At 61.4% G+C, this 20,018-nt stretch carries 20 protein-coding genes; 3 read left to right on the forward strand and 17 right to left on the reverse strand.

The annotated features are described in order from the left end of the window. Positions 1-130: 130 nt before the first annotated feature. The 12 genes from AC27VU_RS19700 to AC27VU_RS19755 form a co-directional block, all read right to left on the reverse strand. Positions 131-721, reverse strand: a complete 591-nt coding sequence (locus AC27VU_RS19700; protein ID WP_488724729.1) for a nucleotidyltransferase family protein — start codon at positions 719-721, stop codon at positions 131-133. Then, positions 718-1,698, reverse strand: a complete 981-nt coding sequence (locus AC27VU_RS19705) for an XdhC family protein (protein WP_488724730.1) — start codon at positions 1,696-1,698, stop codon at positions 718-720. The genes AC27VU_RS19700 and AC27VU_RS19705 overlap by 4 nt, the downstream gene beginning before the upstream one ends. Then, the gene (locus tag AC27VU_RS19710) at positions 1,698-4,019 is read right to left on the reverse strand and encodes a xanthine dehydrogenase family protein molybdopterin-binding subunit (protein WP_488724731.1); all 2,322 of its coding nucleotides are present in this window, start codon (positions 4,017-4,019) and stop codon (positions 1,698-1,700) included. Before AC27VU_RS19710 ends, AC27VU_RS19705 begins: the two co-directional genes overlap by 1 nt. Then, positions 4,016-4,486: a (2Fe-2S)-binding protein gene (locus AC27VU_RS19715; protein ID WP_003227073.1), complete on the reverse strand. Its 471-nt coding sequence runs from the start codon at positions 4,484-4,486 to the stop codon at positions 4,016-4,018. The genes AC27VU_RS19710 and AC27VU_RS19715 overlap by 4 nt, the downstream gene beginning before the upstream one ends. A gap of 407 nt (positions 4,487-4,893) precedes the next feature. Next, entirely contained in the window at positions 4,894-5,913 is a 1,020-nt protein-coding gene (murB, locus tag AC27VU_RS19720; protein ID WP_488724732.1) for a UDP-N-acetylmuramate dehydrogenase, read from the reverse strand. Then, the gene (locus tag AC27VU_RS19725) at positions 5,910-6,374 is read right to left on the reverse strand and encodes a low molecular weight protein-tyrosine-phosphatase (protein ID WP_003227075.1); all 465 of its coding nucleotides are present in this window, start codon (positions 6,372-6,374) and stop codon (positions 5,910-5,912) included. The genes murB and AC27VU_RS19725 overlap by 4 nt, the downstream gene beginning before the upstream one ends. Beyond that, positions 6,374-7,138, reverse strand: a complete 765-nt coding sequence (gene kdsB / locus AC27VU_RS19730) for a 3-deoxy-manno-octulosonate cytidylyltransferase (protein ID WP_003227077.1) — start codon at positions 7,136-7,138, stop codon at positions 6,374-6,376. The genes AC27VU_RS19725 and kdsB overlap by 1 nt, the downstream gene beginning before the upstream one ends. Further along, positions 7,135-7,320 (reverse strand): Trm112 family protein, encoded by a 186-nt coding sequence (locus tag AC27VU_RS19735; protein WP_003179363.1) that lies wholly within the window; start codon positions 7,318-7,320, stop codon positions 7,135-7,137. The genes kdsB and AC27VU_RS19735 overlap by 4 nt, the downstream gene beginning before the upstream one ends. A 21-nt stretch (positions 7,321-7,341) precedes the next feature. Continuing rightward, positions 7,342-8,352, reverse strand: coding sequence for a tetraacyldisaccharide 4'-kinase (gene lpxK / locus AC27VU_RS19740; RefSeq protein ID WP_488724733.1), 1,011 nt, complete (start codon positions 8,350-8,352; stop codon positions 7,342-7,344). Next, a complete protein-coding gene (locus AC27VU_RS19745) occupies positions 8,352-8,780 on the reverse strand; it encodes an ExbD/TolR family protein (RefSeq protein WP_488724734.1) in 429 nt (142 codons plus the stop codon). The genes lpxK and AC27VU_RS19745 overlap by 1 nt, the downstream gene beginning before the upstream one ends. Beyond that, positions 8,777-9,412 carry a MotA/TolQ/ExbB proton channel family protein gene (locus AC27VU_RS19750; RefSeq protein ID WP_003227083.1) on the reverse strand — a complete coding sequence of 212 codons (636 nt, stop codon included), beginning with the start codon at positions 9,410-9,412 and terminating at the stop codon, positions 8,777-8,779. The genes AC27VU_RS19745 and AC27VU_RS19750 overlap by 4 nt, the downstream gene beginning before the upstream one ends. Positions 9,413-9,523: 111 nt before the next feature. After that, on the reverse strand, positions 9,524-11,737 hold the full coding sequence (locus AC27VU_RS19755; protein ID WP_488724735.1) for a DNA internalization-related competence protein ComEC/Rec2: 2,214 nt from the start codon (positions 11,735-11,737) through the stop codon (positions 9,524-9,526). Positions 11,738-11,873: 136 nt separating this feature from the next. On the opposite strand from AC27VU_RS19755, the gene AC27VU_RS19760 reads away from it, so the two are divergent. Continuing rightward, positions 11,874-12,392, forward strand: a complete 519-nt coding sequence (locus AC27VU_RS19760; protein WP_003227088.1) for a DUF2062 domain-containing protein — start codon at positions 11,874-11,876, stop codon at positions 12,390-12,392. A 79-nt stretch (positions 12,393-12,471) separates the two neighbouring features. Here the strand turns inward: AC27VU_RS19760 and AC27VU_RS19765 are convergent, their stop codons facing one another. From AC27VU_RS19765 to AC27VU_RS19780, 4 genes are all read right to left on the reverse strand, one after another. Next, a complete protein-coding gene (locus AC27VU_RS19765; protein WP_003227090.1) occupies positions 12,472-13,251 on the reverse strand; it encodes an ABC transporter permease in 780 nt (259 codons plus the stop codon). Next, positions 13,248-14,180 (reverse strand): ABC transporter ATP-binding protein, encoded by a 933-nt coding sequence (locus AC27VU_RS19770; protein WP_003227092.1) that lies wholly within the window; start codon positions 14,178-14,180, stop codon positions 13,248-13,250. Before AC27VU_RS19770 ends, AC27VU_RS19765 begins: the two co-directional genes overlap by 4 nt. Before the next feature lie 133 nt (positions 14,181-14,313). Further along, on the reverse strand, positions 14,314-14,937 hold the full coding sequence (locus AC27VU_RS19775) for a glutathione S-transferase family protein (protein WP_003227094.1): 624 nt from the start codon (positions 14,935-14,937) through the stop codon (positions 14,314-14,316). 43 nt (positions 14,938-14,980) lie between these two features. Then, positions 14,981-15,640 carry a transglutaminase-like domain-containing protein gene (locus tag AC27VU_RS19780; protein WP_488724736.1) on the reverse strand — a complete coding sequence of 220 codons (660 nt, stop codon included), beginning with the start codon at positions 15,638-15,640 and terminating at the stop codon, positions 14,981-14,983. A 248-nt stretch (positions 15,641-15,888) separates the two neighbouring features. On the opposite strand from AC27VU_RS19780, the gene AC27VU_RS19785 reads away from it, so the two are divergent. Together AC27VU_RS19785 and AC27VU_RS19790 are read left to right on the forward strand one after the other, a co-directional pair. After that, entirely contained in the window at positions 15,889-18,336 is a 2,448-nt protein-coding gene (locus AC27VU_RS19785) for an acyl-CoA dehydrogenase (protein WP_103521102.1), read from the forward strand. Positions 18,337-18,425: 89 nt separating this feature from the next. After that, positions 18,426-18,833 (forward strand): PA2817 family protein, encoded by a 408-nt coding sequence (locus AC27VU_RS19790; protein ID WP_003227100.1) that lies wholly within the window; start codon positions 18,426-18,428, stop codon positions 18,831-18,833. A 106-nt stretch (positions 18,834-18,939) separates the two neighbouring features. On the opposite strand, the gene AC27VU_RS19795 is transcribed toward AC27VU_RS19790, so the two are convergent. Continuing rightward, the gene (locus AC27VU_RS19795; RefSeq protein ID WP_045122588.1) at positions 18,940-19,938 is read right to left on the reverse strand and encodes a LysR family transcriptional regulator; all 999 of its coding nucleotides are present in this window, start codon (positions 19,936-19,938) and stop codon (positions 18,940-18,942) included. Between the last annotated feature and the right edge of the window lie 80 nt (positions 19,939-20,018).

Below are 20,018 nucleotides of genomic sequence, written 5' to 3' on the forward strand. Positions count from 1 at the left end.
CGTTTGAGACTGAAACAGGTGTAAACCTATTTCAGAGAAGATCAAAAGATCGCAGCCTTCGGCAGCTCCTACAGGTGATCACATCCCAAATGTAGGAGCTGCCGAAGGCTGCGATCTTTTGATCTGGCTTTTATTTGAACACCAACGCCTCAGGCACATCGATATCCCACAACACCCCGGGATCATCGACCACCACTTCAACCACCCGCCCCTGCTTGAACAACGGTCTGGCCCCGCGATCGCCACTCAACGCCTGCAACGCCGGCCCAAAAGAACGCCCAAACCCCACCGGATGCCCAAACTCGCCCTCCTGCACCGCCACACTCACCGCATCCTCGGCAATCGCCGCCACCACCCGCTCAATACTCGACGGCAAAATAAACGGCATATCCCCCAGCACAATCAACCAGCCATCCGCCTCCGGACAAGCCGCAACGCCCGCCGCAATGCTGTCACCCATCCCGCTCGAATCAATCGAGACCACCTCACAGCCATAGGCCTGCGCCATGCGCATCGCCTGCGGCCGCGCTTCGGTGGTGACCAGCACCCGTTTGTCGAGCCCGGCCGGCAGATTCAGCAATACCTGCTCGATCACCGAACGCACCGCACCATCACGCCCGGTGCAATCGGCCAGCAGCTTGTCCTTGTCGGCACCCGCAACCTGACGAAAGCGGCTGCCCTCGCCCGCCGCCAGCACAATCACTGCAATGGATCGACTCATGACGCCTCCACAACTTTCTTCTGTTTCAACTCGACGCCGTTCTTGATCGCGACGATCTCCGCCAACAACGACAGGGCAATCTCCGCCGGTGAATGGCTGCCGATGTGCAAACCGATCGGCCCGTGCAAACGTTTGATCGCCTCGGGTGACAAGCCCAGCTGAGCCAGATTGTCCCGGCGCTTCTGACTGTTGACCCGCGATCCGAGTGCACCGACATAAAAGGCCGGCGAATCGAGTGCGGTGAGCAGCGCCATATCGTCCAGGCGTGGATCATGGGTCAGCGCCACAATCGCCGTGCGCTCGTCTGTCTGAATGCTCAACACCGCGTCATCCGGCATGCCCGGGACAAAGCGACCGTGGTGCTCTTCCCAGCCGTAGACGAACTCGGTACGCGGATCGCAGATCAGCACCTCGAAATCCAGCAGCCGCGCCATGTCCGCCACGTAACGCGACAGCTGTCCGGCGCCGATCAACAACAGACGCCAGCGCGGACCATAAATGGCGCGCAGGGTCTTGCCGTCGAATTCGAGCACATCGGATTTGCTCGCCGCCGACAGCAGCACCTCACCGGTTTCGATGTTCAGCTGACGGGCGACAATCTCATGGTTTTCACAACGCGCCAGCAACTCGGCGACCCACGCCGGATCACCGACCCGCTCCTCGGTCAGACGCAGCGTGCCGCCACAGGGCAAGCCGAAACGCGCCGCCTCCTCGCGAGTGACGCCATAGGTAATCAGTTGTACCGGCGGGCCGTCGCTGGCGATGCGCCCGTCGTGCAGGCGGGCGATCAGGTCATCCTCGACACAACCGCCCGACACCGAGCCGATCACCACGCCGTCCTCGCGCAACGCGAGCATCGCGCCGGGTGCCCGGGGCGCTGTGCCCCAGGTCTGCACCACGCTGAACAGCACCACTCGCTGCCCGGCGCGGCGCCACTCGAGCACGCTGCGCAGGACGTTGAGGTCGACGCTGTCCATTACGCGTGCGCCTTCTGCCAGCCCTGCAACTGATAACGCACCGGCAAGTTGCGGATGCGCTGACCAGTGGCGGCGAAGATCGCATTGCACAGCGCCGGCGCAATTGGCGGCACGCCCGGCTCACCGACACCGCCCAACGGCACGTCGCCCGGCGGCGTCACCAGATGCACGGCAACTTCCTTCGGCGCCAGCGACATGCGCGCCACTTCGTACATATGGAAGTTGTCCTGCTGGACCTTGCCGTCCTTGAAGCTGATTTCACCCAGCACCGCGTTGCCCAGGCCCATCACACAGGCGCCTTCGAACTGCGAACGGATGCGTTCAGGGTTGATCTGCGGCCCGCAATCGACGGCGATGTCAGCCTTGTGCACGATCAGCGTGCCGTCGTCCTTGACCTCGACTTCGATCACCGCCGCCACATAGGTGACGAAGCTGTAATGCACCGCCAGGCCGAGGCCGCGCCCTTTCGGCAATTGACGCCCCCAGCCGGCAGCCTTGGCGGCGGTCTCCAGTACCGTGCGCATGCGTCCGGTGTCGATCGGATAGCGCTCGGGGGATTCGCCGTAGTTCCACTCCTCGCTCAGGGTACGCGGGTCGATCTGTCGATCCGGGCCGAGCAATTTGATCTGGTATTTCAGCGGATCAACCCCGGCCTTGTGCGCCAGTTCATCGACAAAACTCTGGATCGCAAAACCGTGGGGAATGTTCGACACCGAGCGATACCAGCCGACCCGGGTGTGCACCGTGGCTTCGGGGTTTTCCAGACGCACGTTGGGAATCGCGTAGGCCATGTTGGTAAAGCCCATGCCCAGTTCGAACGCCGCTTCATGGTTCATGCCCGGGGCGAACAGCGCCGTAATACTCGGCGCCACCGTGCGATGCAGCCAGCCGGAGGGCATGCCGTCCTTGCCAACGGCCGCCTTCAGGTACTCGGCGGACACCGTGTGGAAATACGAGTTGTGGATGTCATCCTCGCGCGTCCATTGCACCCGCACCGCTTTGCCGGGGAACTCTTTGGCGAGGATCGCCGCTTCGACGACGAAATCCGGCTTGGATTTACGGCCGAAACCGCCACCGAGCAGCGTGACATTAAAGGTGACATTGTCGAACGGCAGCCCGAGGCGCTCGGCGAGGCGCTCGCGAGTTACCTGCGGCGCCTGACTCGGCGCCCACGCTTCACACACACCTTTGTCGTAGCGAGCGATGGCAACCATCGGCTCCATCGGTGCCTGCGCCAGATGCGGCAGATAGTAGGACGCTTCGAGACTGCTGGCGGCGCCGCTCAGGGCCTTGTCGATATCACCGGTGTTGCGCACCACTTTGCCGGGTTTGCGCGACGCCGCTTCCAGTTCCTTGCGATAAGCGATCGAGTCATAACTGGCGTTGGGGCCGTCGTCCCATTCGATTTTCAGCGCCTCACGACCCTTGATCGCTGCCCAGGTATTGCTGGCAATTACCGCCACACCACCCAACGGCTGAAATTCCGAAGGCAGTGGGCGGCTTTCGATCTGCATGACTTTTAGCACGCCTGGGACTTTCAGCGCCGCGCTGTCATCCAGTGACTTGACCTTGCCGCCATACACCGCCGGACGCGCGATGGTCGCGTAGAGCATGCCGTCGAAATGCACGTCGGCGCCGTACACCGCGCGCCCGTTGACGATGTCGGCGCCGTCGATGGCTTTGGTGCCTTCCTTGCCGATGTAGCGGAACTCCGACGGCTGCTTGAGGCGCAGGCTGTCACGGGCCGGCACCGCCAGCGCACTGGCTGCAGCGGCAAGTTCGCCGTAACCCAGCTCGCGACCGGAAGGTTTATGCAGGACTTTGTGCAACTGCGCCTGGCACTCGCCCACCGGCACCTGCCACTGCGCGGCAGCGGCTTGTTCGAGCATGGTCCGGGCCGCCGCGCCGCAACGACGCATCGGCTCATACCAGTGACGCATGCTGCGTGAACCGTCAGTGTCCTGGTTGCCGAAACGTACTTCGTCACCCGGCGCCTGTTGCACTTTGACTTTGGCCCAATCGGCGTCCAGTTCGTCGGCAACTACCATGCTCAGACTGGTGCGCACGCCCTGGCCCATTTCCGAGCGGTTGCAGACCACGGTGACCGTGCCATCCGCGGCAATGCTGACGTAGACCTTGGGATCGTCGATCCAGCCATTGGGCATGCCGTCGGCACCGAACTTCTTCGGTTTGTCTGCAGCCAATGCATCCTGCCAGCCCCAGCTCGCGGCCAGCACCAATGCGCCCGTGGCGCCGACGCCTTTGAGAAAACCGCGACGGCTGAGATTGCTCAGGGCGAAATCATTCGGCAAGCGGCTCATGCCTTCGCCTCCTTCAAGTGAGTGGAGGCCTGGCGGATCGCGGTCTTGATCCGGTTGTAAGTGCCGCACCGGCAAATGTTGCCGACCATCGCCTCTTCGATCTGCTCGTCGCTCGGATTCGGATTGGTCTTGAGCAACGCGGTGGCGGACATGATCTGCCCACCCTGACAAAAACCACATTGCGCCACGGCGCTGTCGAGCCAGGCTTGCTGCACCACCTGCCCCACCGGATCGGCGTGCAGGTTGTCGATGGTGGTGACGTTCTGCCCGATCACCGAACCGATCGGCGTAATGCAACTGCGCGCCGGCAAGCCATCGATGTGAATGGTGCAGGCGCCGCACAGGCCCATGCCGCAGCCGAATTTGGTGCCGTTGTAACCGGCGACATCACGGATTGCCCAGAGCAGCGGCATGTCTTCGGTGACGTCCAGTGGGTGATCCTGGCCATTGAGTTTCAGGGTAATCATGGGCACGCCCGCATATTCTTGGTGGTTATGGGGTCGAGCAATCTGCCGCCAGAACTGGCGGTGGTTCACGCAGATCGACTCAGGCTAATCGGCCGATACACACCAGTGAAGCTGAATACTGATCCTGTGGCGAGGGAGCTTGCTCCCGCTGGACTGCGTAGCAGGCCCTTCTTGAAAGCGTGGCCGCTACGCGCCCCAGCGGGAGCAAGCTCCCTCGCCACAGGGTCATCGCTGACTGATATGTGGTTGGCACAGGCTCTCTTGTGCCGACGCGAACGTCTGCACCGGGCCTTTGGTGGAGCAAATGACGGTTATCGTTAGCTGGCTAAGTTAACCCACCGTTAACAAAAAAGCCCTGCACTTTTTGCTCAGTGCAGGGCTTTGGATGGCGTCTGGAAAGCGTAGCTTCAATAACGGTTCGGCTCCATTTCCAGCTCGACATTGAAACGTTCGGCAATATCTTTCTGGATGCGTTGCGCCAGATCGAGCAATTGCAGGCCGGTCGCGGAGCCGTAGTTGACCAGCACCAGCGCCTGCAATCTATGCACGCCAGCATCGGCCTCACGGAAACCCTTCCAGCCAGCGCGCTCGATCAACCAGCCGGCGGCCAGCTTCATTTGCCCGTTCGGTTGCGCATAGGCCACCAGATCCGGGTGCTGCGCCTTGATCTGCTCGACCAGCGCCGCCGACACCAGCGGATTCTTGAAGAAACTGCCGGCATTGCCGAGCACCGCCGGATCCGGCAATTTTTCGCTGCGGATACTGCAGATCGCGCGGCTGACGTCGCTGGGTGTCGGTTGCTCGATGCCTTGCTCGGTCAGGCGCTGACGCACCGGGCCGTATTCCAGATGCAGGTGGGCAACTCGATCAAGTTTGAAGCGCACCCGCAGGATCAGCCAACGCCCCGGCTGCTGCTTGAACAGGCTGTCGCGGTAGGCGAAGTTGCATTCTTCCAGGCTGAAGTCGCGCAGCTCGCCGGTCTGGCGATCCAGCGCGGTCAGCCCGGCGAACACATCCTTGATCTCGACGCCGTAGGCACCGATGTTCTGCATCGGCGCCGCGCCAACGGTGCCGGGAATCAGACTGAGGTTTTCCAGACCGGAAAAACCCAGCGCCAAGGTGTGTTGCACGAACGGATGCCACGGTTCGCCGGCTTCAGCCTCGATCACCACGCGGCTGCCGTCATCGCTGATCAGCCGAATGCCACGGCTGGCCATGCGCAGCACCAGCGCCGGGATATCAGCCGTCAGCAGCAGGTTGCTGCCGCCGCCGATCACCAGCAATGGCACGTCATGGGCAGTCGCATAGGCCAAGGCTTCGCGCACGTCGGCATCGCTGTGGGCCTCGGCGAACAACTGCGCGCGCACGTCCACGCCAAAACTGTTGAACGGTTTCAGCGAAATCTGGGGCTGCACCTGCAAACTCATAACCGGCCCTTCACTTCGATCAACAGTTGGTCACAGGCTGCTTCGATCAGATCCAGCACCTGCTCGAAACCCTGATCGCCGTCGTAGTACGGATCCGGCACTTCATCGACCACACCGGCATAACGGCGCAGGAACAGGTCAAGCTCGGCCTTGCCGGTGGACGGTTGCAGCGCCTTGAGGTTGCGCAGGTTGCTGTTGTCCATGGCCAGAATCAGGTCATAACTGGCGAAATCGGCACGGCTGACCTGCTGCGCACGTTGCGCCGACAGGTCGTAACCACGCAGTTTGGCCGCAGCCTGGCTGCGCTTGTCCGGCGGATTGCCGACATGCCAGTCACCGGTGCCGGCGGAGGCCACTTCGACCTGATCCGCCAGCCCCGCTTCGCGCAGTTTGTGGCGCAACACGCCTTCAGCGGTGGGCGAGCGGCAAATGTTGCCCAGGCACACGAACAGAACGCGCATCAGGCCTCCAGCAGGCGACGAACGCGCTCAAGATCTTCAGCGGTGTCGACACCGGTCGGCGGCGCGATCAACGCATCGGCCACATGAATCCGCACGCCGTGCCACAGAGCACGCAGTTGTTCGAGGGATTCAGTGTTTTCCAGCCAGCACGGGCCCCAGCTCACGAAGTCCTGAAGGAACCCGGCGCGGTAGGCATAAATACCGATGTGACGACGGTACGGCACACCTTCCGGCAACTGCTCGCGATTTTTGGCGAACGCATCGCGGGCCCAGGGCAAGGTCGCGCGACTGAAGGTCAACGCCAGACCATTGAGGTCGCTGACGACCTTGACCACGTTCGGGTTGAACAGGGTTTCGACGTCTTCGATCGGCTCGGCCAGGGTGGCCATGCGCGCTTCGGTGTGGGCGGCGAGGTTGGCGGCAACCTGATCGATCACGCTTGGCGGGATCAGCGGCTCGTCACCCTGCACGTTGACCACGATCGCGTCAGGCTCGAGGCCCAGTTTGGCGGCGACTTCAGCCAGACGATCGGTGCCGGAATTGTGATCTTCACGGGTCAGCACCACTTCAGCGCCGAACGCCTTGCAGGCTTCGACGATGCGCGCATCGTCAGTCGCGACCACCACACGGCTGGCGCTGCTTTTGCTCGCCTGTTCCCAGACATGCTGGATCATCGGCTTGCCGGCGATATCCAGCAGCGGTTTGCCCGGCAGGCGGGTCGAGGCGTAACGCGACGGGATGACAACGGTGAAAGCAGTGGTCATTTATCCAGACGCTCGTCAGTGGTCAGGGTACGCGCTTCGCTTTCGAGCATCACCGGGATGCCGTCGCGGATCGGATAGGCCAGGCCGGCGCCCTTGCTGATCAATTCGGTCTTGTCGGCGCTGAGCTTGAGCGGGCCTTTGCAGACCGGGCACGCGAGGATGTCGAGCAATTTGGTGTCCATGAACATTCCCTGGATAAAGAGTTAAGGCAAAAGACGATCGGGCAACAGGCGCATCAACTGGGTGTCGAACCAGGCCACGAAGGCCGGTGACGGCACGGCATCGACGGCCAGATACCACCAGTCGTCTGCTGCGAAGGCACGGCACTTCACCGCGTCCTTTTCGGTCATCACCAACGGCAATGACGGTGTGAAATTCAAGGCCTGCACGCTGTATTCGGCGTGGTCGGCAAACGCATGGGGGACTGCTCGCCAGTCTAGCGCTTCGAGGGTATTGAAGAAACGTTGCGGATTGCCGATCCCGGCCACTGCGTGCACCGCTTGACCAGGCGAAAAATGATCGAGCGGCTTGCGCTCGCCACTGCGCAGATTGACCAGCGCCGTCGCTTGCAGGCGAAACGCGAAGCCATCTTCGCGGTCCGCAGTGGCACCGTTGAACAGCACGCCATCGACGCTTTGCAGGCGTTCGATCGGCTCGCGCAACGGACCGGCCGGCAGGCAGCGCTGGTTGCCCAAACCACGGGCGGCGTCGATCAGCACCAGCTCCAGATCCCGCGCCATGCGGTAATGCTGCATGCCGTCGTCAGACAGGATCAGGTCCAGCGGTTCACTGGCGAGCAAGGCTTTGACCGCCGCGCTGCGATCAGGGTCGATCATCAGCGGTACGCCGGTGCGCTGTACGATCAACAGCGGCTCGTCGCCCGCGATCTCGGCGCTCTGCTCGGCGGTGACCCGCCACGGCAGTTGCGGCGGTTTGGCGCCATATCCACGACTGACCACACCAACCCGCAGGCCGGCGCGTCGGCAATGCTCGATCAGCCATAGAATCATCGGTGTCTTGCCGGTGCCGCCCACCGTGATGTTGCCGACCACGATCAACGGCACCGGTGGCTGATAGATCTGGCCTTCACCGTCGAGAAAACGCTGACGCTTGTTGACCACCACGCAGCGGTAGAGGATTTCCAGCGGCCGCAGCAACGTCAGGGCCGGATGCCCCTGATACCACGCGGCGAGCAAACGATCGGACAGGCTCATCAGGATTTGGGCGCCGCCTCGACCGTGGTCATGCGCAAATGGCTGAAACCGAGCTTGCCGGCTGCGTCCATGGCGGTGATCACCGATTGGTGTTGGGTCTTGCCGTCGGCACTGATCGACAACGGCATATTGGTGTCACCGTTGGCTTCTTTCTGCATGGCTTCCATCAGGGTTGCCAGGTCGTTCTTCGGCAGAACCCTGTTGTTCACCGAGAACACGCCTTCGGCGCTGATCGCGACATCCAGTTGCTTGAGCTGCTGGTCTTCGGCGGGCGAACCGCTGACCGATTCCGGCAGATCGACGCGCAACTGGGTCTCGCGGGTGAAGGTGGTGGTCACGACGAAAAACAGCAACAGGATGAACACCACGTCGATCAGCGACGCGAGGTTGATGTCGATCGTTTCCCGGGGTTTGCGACGGAATTTCACGCTTTGTCCCCGGCCAGGTCGACGTCACGGTCGCCCTGCACCACTTCGACCAGTTTGATCGCTTCCTGCTCCATGCCCACCACCAGCTCATCGATGCGGCGTTGCAGGAAACGATGGAAGAACACCGACGGAATACCGACCATCAGGCCCGCCGCCGTGGTGATCAGTGCCTTGGAGATACCACCGGCCAATACCGAGGCGTTGGTGGTCATGCCGGAACCGGTGAAGGCGCTGAAAATGTCGATCATGCCCAGCACCGTGCCCAACAGGCCCAGCAACGGCGACATGGCGGCAATCGTGCCCAGCGCGTTGACGTAGCGTTCGAGCTCGTGAATCACCCGCGCGGCGGCTTCTTCGATGCATTCCTTCATGATCTCGCGACCATGCTTGGAGTTGGCCAGGCCCGCGGCGAGGATTTCACCCAGCGGCGAATTGGCGCGCAGTTCCTTGAGTTTTTCTTTATTGAGCTGCTTGTCCTTGATCCAGACCCAGACCTGACCCAGCAGATGCTCGGGGGTGACGCGGCTGGCGCGCAGGGTCCACAGACGCTCGGCGACAATCGCCATGGCCGCGATGGAACTCAGAATGATCGGCAACATCATCCAGCCGCCGGATTTGACCAATTCCCACACAGTGACAGTCCCCTCGAAAAAGTGCGCCACTTTACCATACCGGTTCGCGATTAAGACCCGCTGCCCCGACGACCTGATGCCACATTCGGCGATCCCGCGATCAATGGTGTTTCAACGCCAGAAACGCCGTTGTTGACGCATCAGCCACGGCGCCTGAAAGCTGCCCAGGCGCAGTTGAATGGCGCCGTGCTGCGCGCTGTCGTAGATGCGCAGCCCTTGCTGGCGATAACGCGCGAGCACCAGCGGGTGCGGATGACCGAACGAATTGCCCTGCCCCCGGGAGATCAGCACCGAATGCGGCTTCAATGCCCGAAGCAGCGCCATCGAGGAGGAACTGCGACTGCCATGGTGCGGCGCCTGCAGCCAGTGCGTCGGCACGGCCAGCGGACTGTCGAGCAGAACCCGTTCGGTGGCGATGTCGATATCGCCGGTCAGCAGCAGGCGTTCGCCATTGGCCTCGATCTGCAACACACAGGAGCGCTGATTGCTGTCATTGGCGGCCGACCATTGCCACAGCTGAAAACTGACTCCGTCCCACTGCCACTGCCGCCCGGTTTCACAGGCCTCGGCCCGCAGTATGGCGGGCAGGCCCGGCGGATCGCCGCTGATCACCCGCGTCACTTTCAAGCCCCGCGATACCGCCAGCGCACCACCGGCATGGTCGGCGTCGGCATGACTGAGCAGCATCAGATCGATGCGCTCGACCCCGAGTTTGTGCAGCGTCGGCAGCACCACCCGCTCACCCAGATCGAAATCGCCGAAGCGTGGACCGGCGTCGTAGAGCAACGTGTGATGACGCGTACGGATCAGGATCGCCAGGCCCTGACCGACATCGAGCTGCCAGATATCGGCCAGCCCCTCGGCCACCCGCTCGCGAGGCGGCGCCACCAGAATCAGCAGCAACGGCCAGCCCAGCGGTCGTAATGGCACTCCGCGCGGCAACAGCAGCAAAAAGGCGCCGAGACTGCCGAGCAACAACGCCCACCACGGTAGCGACGGCGAGATCCACGCCGGCCAGGCCCCGGCAATCATCGACAAGCCGCGAAACAGCCAGTCGATCAAGCCACCCGCCAGCCACAGCAACCCCGCACCGACATAAGGCACCGGCAACAACAGCGTGCCGAGCAGCGCCGGTGGCAGCACCAACAGGCTTACCCACGGCACCGCCAACAGATTCGCCAGTGGTCCGCTGAGGCTGATCGGCAGATTCAGCGCCAGCAGCACCGGGCACAGACCCAGCGCGATCAGCCATTGCGCCCGCGTCCAGGTCTGCCACCATTTCCACGCACCGAGTCGGCCACCGAAGGTGAAAATCAAAATCCCCACAGCTGCGAACGATAACCATAGACCGGGACGCAAACTGGCCAACGGGTCGAGCAACAGCACCGCATTCAACGCCAGTAACAGCGGCCACCACGCGCCGAGATGGCGAAATCGCAGACGCCACAGCAGTACCAGCCCGACCATCACACAGGCCCGTTGCACCGGCACATCAAACCCGGCAAGCAAGCCGTAACCGAGCGCCGCGGCAAACGCCAGCCCGCAGGCCCAAGGCAGCCAAGTCCTGCGCAGCGGCCACCAGCCGTAGCGCGCCAGCCCGGCGACCAGCAGATACATCACCGCCGCCAACATCCCGATGTGTTGGCCGGAAATCACCAGCAGATGCACGGTGCCGGTGTCCTGCAGGATCTGCCAGTCCTCGCGACTGAGCCCGGAGCCATCACCCAGCACCAGCGCCGCCAATGCACCAGCCCGCCCTTGTGCATCGACTGCCAGCAAGCGCTGGCGAATGCCGTCGCGCCACGCCCAGTTTGCCTCGGCAAGGCGCTGACCATCCTTGATCGTACCTGTCGCGCCGATGCGTTGTGCCAGCAGCCAGGCTTCGTAATCGAAGGCATCGGGATTGAGCAAGCCGCCGGGGCGCTTGAGTTTCACTGCCAGACGCCAGCGCTCGCCACTTTTGACCGCTGGCCCGGCGTACCACGCCAGACGCATCAACGACGGCAGCTTGTCGTGGCGCGAGCGGGCATCGGCCAACTCGAAACGCACCACGCCCTCGCTGGTTTGCGGCAAGCCGACCACCCGCCCCTCGACCCAGCGGGTTTCACCGTCAAGTTGCGCCGGTAATCGCTCATCCAACGCCCACTGCGCACTGACGCAAGCCCAAGTGAAACCGAACAGCAGAAACGCCAAGGGATGGCTGCGAAACGGCAGCAACATCAGCCCCACCATGGGCAACAACATCATCAACCCGACCGGCGGTAAAACCGGCAAAAAACCTGCAACCAGCAAACCGGCTGCCAGCGCCATCATCCCTGTGCGCATAAGCCTGTCCTTGAGAGTGCCCTCACTAGGCTTAGCTGGCGTGGAGCACAAGCGTCGTCAACAATTGTCACAAAGTCTGAATGGGCGCTTCGTAGAATCCAGACATACTTGCCGCCTTAACCGACCGAGAAGCCTTATGCCCCGGCGCTTATTCAAACGTTACATGCCCGACCCGACGAGCATCAGGGAACACAAATCCTTACGCTTTCTCGGCAAGTTGCTGCATGACCCGAACCTCTGGCATCTCAATCGTCACTCGGTGGCCCGGGCGATGGCCGTCGGCCTGTTCGCCGCGTTCCTGCCGATTCCGGCGCAGATGCTGGTAGCCGCCGCACTGGCAATCACCGTGCGTGGCAATATGCCGATTGCCGTCAGCCTCGTGTGGCTGACCAACCCGATCACCATGCCGGCGGTATTTTTCTGCACTTATCAGGCCGGGGCCTGGTTGATGAATGTGCCTGCCCGTACCCTGCCCGATTCGTTGACCTGGGAATGGGTCAGCGGAGAGCTCTCGACCATGTGGCAGCCGTTTTTGCTGGGGTCGGTGGTATGCGGACTGCTACTCGGCATCCTCGCCTACTTCACGGTGATGCTCTATTGGCGCTGGTGGGTGGCGCGGCAATGGGCGCGGCGCAAGAAAAACCGCATGCGCTGAATGCAAAACGGCCTCCGCAGTGGAGGCCGTTTAGTTTTGTGTTGTCTGCATTCGCGAGCAGGCTCGCTCCCACACTGGATCAGGTCCGCATCCCGCGTCCACTCACCAGCAACCGCGCACAACCGAGATACAACACCACCGTCGCCACCAGCATGAAGGTGATCGCGATGCCGATCCGGATATCCGACACGCCAAGAATGCCGTAACGGAACGCGTTGACCATGTGCAGCACCGGGTTGGCAAGCGACACGGTCTGCCAGAACGGCGGCAGCAAGGTGATCGAGTAGAACACGCCACCGAGGTAGGTCAGCGGGGTCAGCACAAACGTCGGGATGATCGAAATGTCATCGAAGTTGCGCGCAAACACCGCGTTGATGAAGCCCAGCAGCGAGAAGATCGTCGCGGTCAGGATCACCACCAGCAAGGTCACGCCGAGGTGATGCACCTGCAGATGGGTGAAAAACAGCGACAGGATCGTCACGATGACCCCGACCATCAAGCCACGCAGCACGCCGCCAACGGTGTAGCCGATCAGGATGGTGTGCGGCGACACCGGCGAGACCATCAGTTCCTCGATGGAACGCTGGAACTTGCTGCCGAAGAAGCTCGACACCACGTTGCCGTAGGAGTTGGTGATCACCGACATCATGATCAGCCCCGGCACGATGTACTCCATGTAGGTGAAGCCACCCATGTCGCCGATCTGCCGACCAATCAGGTTACCGAAGATCACGAAATACAAAACCATGGTAATCGCCGGCGGCAGCAGCGTCTGCGGCCAGATCCGGGTAAAGCGGCGGACTTCCCGATACACGATGGTATTGAGGGCGACGAGGTTGGGACGGAACTCGGAACTCATACCGCCACCTTCGACAGATTCTTCTCTACCAGAGACACGAACAGCTCCTCGAGGCGATTGGTTTTGTTACGCAGGCTCAGCACTTCGATGTTCTGCTGCGCCAACTGGGTGAACAGCGCGGTGATACCCATGGATTTGTCGACCTGGACTTCCAGGGTATGGCCATCGAGCAACCGGGCGGGATAGCCGAGCAATTGCGGCGCGGCGTTCAAGTCGTTTTTCAGATCCAGCAGGAAGGTTTCGACGTGCAACTGGCCCAGCAGCTGTTTCATGCTGGTGTTTTCGACAATGGTGCCGTGGTCGATGATGCCGATGTTGCGGCACAGCTGCTCAGCCTCTTCCAGATAGTGCGTGGTGAGGATGATGGTGATGCCTTTCTGGTTCAGCTCGGTGAGGAACGTCCACATCGAGCGACGCAGTTCGATGTCGACGCCAGCGGTCGGCTCATCGAGGATCAGCAGGCGCGGCTCATGCACCAGGGCGCGGGCGATCATCAGTCGGCGCTTCATGCCACCGGACAGCGAACGCGAGGGCACATCGCGCTTGTCCCACAGGCCGAGCTGGGTCAGGTACTGCTCGGCGCGTTCCTTGGCGATTTTCGCCGGAATGCCGTAGTAACCGGCCTGGGTCACGACGATGTCGAAAGTCTTTTCGAACTGATTGAAGTTGAATTCCTGGGGCACCACGCCGATCGAGCGCTTGAGCGCGGCGGGGTTCTTGTCCAGGTCGTGACCGAAGATATTCACCGTGCCGCTGGTCTTGTTGACCAGAGTCGAGAGAATGCCGATGGTCGTGGATTTGCCAGCGCCGTTAGGGCCGAGCAAGGCGAAAAAATCACCTTCGGCGACGTCCAGATCGATACCACTCAAGGCCTGGAACCCGTTGCCGTAGGTTTTGGTTAGCTGCCGGATGGACAGAGCGGAACTCATATCGGATTTACGCACCAAGAAGGGAAGAAGAGGAAAGATTGGGCCGGGCGGCGGACAAAACAACCACGGCGCGTGAACGCAATGGTGCTTGCCGCCGCCACACAAGTACAGTCAAGTGTGTCGATAGTTATTATCAAGTCAACGCGGTCATGACCGCTTTCTGATACGCCGGACGCTGCTTCAACCGTGCATACCAGGCTTCCAGATGCGGCTGCGAGGCACGCTCGATGGGCATCTCGAACCAGGCATAAATGAAACTGCCCAGCGGAATATCGCCCATGCCGATGTCGCTGCCGGACAGATACGGCTGGCGGGCGAGGGCCTGATCGGCCATGGACAGCAGCGCTGTGCACTCCTTGATCGCCGCGTTGATCGCCGGCCAGTCCTGCTTGTCTGCCGGTGTGCGCAATACGCCCCAGAACACCGTGCGAAACGGTCCGGCAAAACTGGAGGTGGTCCAGTCCATCCACTTGTCCGCGATGGCCCGGGCCTGCGGGTCAGCCGAGTACCACGCACTGTCTGGCGCATGTTTGGCCAGCAGATAACGCACGATGGCGTTGGATTCCCACAGCACGAAGCCGTCGTCCTCGATCACCGGTACCCGACCGTTCGGGTTCATCGCCCGATATTCGGGCGTATCAACCACTCCGAAGGCGCCACCGGCATCAATCGCCTCGTAGGCCAGGCCCAACTCCTCGGCGGCCCACAGTGGTTTCCTGACATTCGATGAGTTTTTCCGTCCCCAGATCTTCAGCATGACCGCCTCTTTTCCAATGCGTGGGCAAGCAGCATACGCCGGATCAGGCACGGCTCAAATCACTCTGCAGATCACCCAGCACCGTCGCCTGGTGTTCGCCGAACAGATGCGGGTAGCACTTTTCCAGGTGTTCGAAAAAGAATCGCTCCGGCACATCGGCGAACTGGCCGTGATCGACCAGATATTCCATCAGCAGCGCGCCATCACGGTTGTACGGGTGGAAAACGCTGTCGTTGATCCCGTCGAACTCCAGCGGCGCAACGTTGAACAATTCGCAGAGCTTCTGGTTGAAGGCCGGTGTGGCCTTGACCCAGCGCTCGTTGAGAAACAACTCGGTGTAGCCGTGCATGGCGAACACATCGCTGCGCAACAGCTCCAGCAAACGCGGGGTCGACAGGTGATTCCTGACGTCGGCCAGACCAATGCGCGCGGGAATGCCGCAATGCCGCGCACACCCGGCGAGCAATGTGGCCTTGGGCACGCAATAACTTTCCCCGGCCGCCAGCGCGTAACTGCCACACAAGGTCTGCGGGTCGAGGCTGAAGGTATACGGGTTGTAGCGCACCGCTTCACGCACGGCGTAATAGAGACTGATCGCCTGCGCGAGCGGGTCGCGGCTGGCACCCCGGTGCTGTTCGGCGAACTCCACCACCGCCGGGTGGTCACTATCGATGAAGCGGCCGGGACTCAGATACTCGCGCATGACGATGTTCTCCTGGGTGAGTCCCGAGTCTAGCGACAGCTCAAGCACAGAGATAACGACGTTTCGGCCAAACATGGACGCAAAGACGCGGGAACGGCGAACGATTTCCCACGGATGTTGCCCACCGAACCTACGAAAACCATCCGGGGTTTCCCACAAGTTCAATCACCATGTTCTGACCAACCCGTTTTACAGATGCCGTCTAAGCTCTGGAGGGTCGGTTTGCCTTGGTTCACGGAGGATTACATATGCTGTTGTTGTGGATACTGGTTCTGATCGTCGGTGTGGCGTACCTCGCCCACCGTCGCATCGCCCCCCTGCCCGCGTTGGGTATCGTCGCCATTTACCTGCTGGCGATGGGCATTTTCAGCCATGCTCCGGGCTGGTTGCTGCTGGTGTTCTGGGTCGTGCTCGCAGCGGTTGCCGCGCCTTTGCTGCTGCCCGACCTGCGCCGCAAACACTTCACCGCGCCGCTGTTCAACTGGTTCCAGAAAACCCTGCCGCCGATGTCGCAGACCGAGCGCGACGCGATCGATGCCGGTACCGTCTGGTGGGACGGTGAACTGTTCAGCGGGCGTCCGGACTGGGACAAACTGTTGTCCTATCCAAAAGCGCAACTGAGCGAAGAGGAACAAGCCTTCATCGACGGTCCGACCGAAGAACTCTGCGCAATGGTCACTGACTGGCAGATCGGCCAGTCGATGGATCTGCCACCCGAAGCCTGGAGCCACATCAAGGAACACGGCTTCTTCGCCCTGATCATTCCCAAGGAGTTCGGCGGCAAGGGCTTTTCCGCCTACGCCCACTCGCAAGTGGCAATGAAACTCGCGACCCGCAGCGGCGACCTCGCCTCGACGGTGATGGTGCCCAACTCCCTCGGCCCGGCCGAACTGCTGCTGCATTACGGCACCGACGAGCAACGCAATCACTACCTGCCGCGGCTGGCCCGTGGCGACGACATTCCGTGCTTCGCCCTCACCGGCCCGCTGGCCGGCTCCGATGCCGGCGCCATGCCGGACACCGGGATCATCTGCAAAGGTGAATGGGAAGGCCAGGAAGTCATCGGCCTGCGCCTGAACTGGGAAAAACGCTACATCACCCTCGGCCCGGTCGCGACCCTGCTGGGCCTGGCCTTCAAGGCCTACGACCCGGAGCATCTGCTGGGCGACAAGGAAGACCTCGGTATCAGCCTGGCGCTGATCCCTACCGATACCGCCGGCGTGCAAATCGGTCGTCGTCACCTGCCACTGGGTGCCGCTTTCATGAACGGCCCGAACTCGGGCAAAGACGTGTTCATTCCGCTGGACTTCCTCATCGGCGGCCAGGAAATGCTCGGCAAGGGCTGGATGATGCTGATGAACTGCCTGTCCGTCGGGCGTTCGATTTCGCTGCCTGCAGTCGGCACTGGCGCGGCCAAGTTCACCAGCCTGGTGACCGGTCAGTACGCGCAGATTCGTGAACAGTTCAACGTCCCGCTGTCGGCCTTCGAAGGCATTCAGGAAGCGATGGCGCGCATCGGCGGCAACGCCTGGATGATGGACGCGGCGCGCATGCTGACTGCCAACGCGGTGGATCTGGGTGAGAAACCGTCGGTGCTGTCGGCGATCCTCAAGTACCACCTGACCGAACGCGGCCGCGAGTGCATCAGCCACGCCATGGATGTGCACGGCGGCAAGGCGATCATCATGGGGCCGAAAAATTACCTCGGTCGTAGCTGGAACGGCGCGCCGATCTTCATCACCGTGGAAGGCGCGAACATTCTCTCGCGCAACTTGATGATCTTCGGTCAGGGCGCCATTCGCTGCCATCCGTTCGTCCTCAAGGAAATGGCCCTCGCCGGCCGCGACGACAAAGACCAGGCACTGAAAGAGTTCGATGGTCTACTGCTCAAGCACATCGGTTTTGCCGTCGGCAACGCCGCCAGTACGCTGGTGCTGAACTTGGGCTTCGGCCACTTCGAACATGCGCCTGGGGACAGGATCAGCCAAGGTTATTTCCGCGCACTCAACCGTCAGGCCGCAGCATTTGCCATGCTCGCCGACTTCAGCATGATGTTGCTGGGCGGCGAACTGAAACGTCGCGAACGCCTGTCCGCGCGTCTGGGCGATGTATTGAGCAACCTGTATCTGGCCTCGGCCGCGCTCAAGCGTTATCACGACCTGGACTCCCCGGCGCATATGGAGCCGTTGTTCCGTTGGGCCATGGAAGAAAGCCTCGGTCAGTCGGAACGAGCGCTGGATGAACTGCTGAGCAACTTCCCGAACAAAGTGTTCGGCTATCTGTTGCGAGTAATCGTGTTCCCGTTCGGTCGTCGCCACAAAGGCCCTTCGGACAAACTGGGTGCCGAAGTGGCAGCTGTGATCGGTCGCGCCAAAGGCGATCCGACCCTCGAAGAATTGCTCGCCGGCTGCTATCGCCCGCAGTCTGCCGACGATGCCGTCGGTGCCCTGCAACACGCCAGCGATCTGCTGACTGCCGCGCAACCGCTGCACAAGAAACTGCACACGGCGCTGAAAAGCGGTCAGGTCAAACCGGTCGCTGGCGAACACGCCATCGACGCTGCGCTGGAGGCCGGGGTGTTGCAAGCGGCGGAAGCGCAGACCCTGCGCGATGCCGAAGCGGCACGGCGCAAGGTGATCGACGTCGATGATTTCGACAAGGAAGAGCTGAAGCTGGCTGAGGGTAAAGTCCGCTGATGCTGACGACCGTGTAGCTGTTTATTTATGAAAAACGGGCGCGAGAGCTTTATACTCCCGCGCCCGTTTTGCTCTTGAGGACTTATCTCGTGTCCAACGTCGTTGCCGATCATCTTGTTTTGCTCGACCATCTGCGCAGTATTCTGGTCGCCGTAGGTGAGGCCGAACAGGTTCCCGAAGAAAGCCATGCCTTGTTCCTGGAGCGCTTCGACGAACTGCTGGCGTCCCTGCCGATCGACCCGATCGAAAGCCAGTACCTGGGCCAGGACATCCTGACCCAAGTGATTACCCGTTATCCGCAAATTGCCCACCTGATTCCACGGGATCTGCTGTGGTTCTTCGCCGGCGACTGCCTGCACTACCTGTCTGATGAAGAAATCGATCTGTATCAGGCACTGGAAGAACGTCGCTACGAAGCCGAACAGAACGACGAACCGTTCGACTGGAATCAGGAAAAACAGCTGATGGCGATGTCTGCTCAGGACAGCAAGCACTGATTTAATGGTTTGAAGATCAAAAGATCGCAGCCTGCTGCAGCTCCTACACAGATCTCGTGTACGCACGTTCAATGTAGGAACTGCCGCAGGCTGCGATCTCTTGCTTTTAAAGCAGCCCCTCGCTCTCCGGTAATTCATACGCCATCGCCAGATTATTCGGCGCCCCCGCCTTCCCCGGCTTGCTCAACGTCGGCTCCTTCTCCAGGCACTCCACCAGATAATCGATGAACACCCGCAGCTTCGGCGGCAGGTAACGCGTCGGCGAATGCAGCAACCACAGCCCACCATGATACGAAGCCAGGAACGTCCATTCCGGCAGCACCTGCACAATCAACTTCTGCTCCAAGGCATAGCGCGCGGTGAAGTACGGCAGGCTGCCGATACCGATGTGCTGCAACACTGCTCCCAGCCGCACGCCGGTATGGTTGGCGGCATAGCGGCCACGCACGCCGACGGTCACCGCTTTACTGCCCTTCTTGAATTTCCAGCGTGCATCGCTCGGGGTTTCGCCCAGATAGATGCAACTGTGATCAAGCAGGTCATGCGGGTGGGTCGGGGTGCCGTGTTCGGCCAGGTATTGCGGGGTGGCGCAGAGCAAATGGTCGATGGTCAACAACTGCCGCCCGACCAGCCCCGCCGGTGGTCGATCAGTGATGCGAATCGCCAGATCGACATGATCGTCAATCAAATCAACCTGCCGGTCTTCCAACAGCAACTCGACATCGACCTTGGGATAACGCCGCAGAAACTCGGGCATGTGCGGATGAATCACGAAACGCCCGACCGCTTTCGGCACACTGACCCGCACCAGCCCTTCCGCCTCGTGGGTGAACTGCCCGCTGATCTCCATCACCGATTTGGCGGCGCTGACCATCTCCTGACAGCGCTTGAACACTTCCTCGCCACCGTCACTCAAGCGCAATTTGCGGGTGGTGCGCTGCAGCAAACGCGTGGCCAGGGCCTTTTCCAGCCGGGAAATGCTGCGACTGATCGCCGACGGCGACGAACCGAGTTGGCGGGCAGCCTCGGAGAAACTGCCGGTCTCTACGACCTTGACGAAGATCGCCATTTCACCGAGCAGTGGCAGCGGTAGATTGATGCTCACAGCGCACAAGTCCTTTGATGTTTGAACGGATTATCACGTTATTGCACGATTCATATAATAAAAATAGAAACTTTAATAAG

This window comes from Pseudomonas sp. 14P5.3.2, assembly GCF_057799175.1.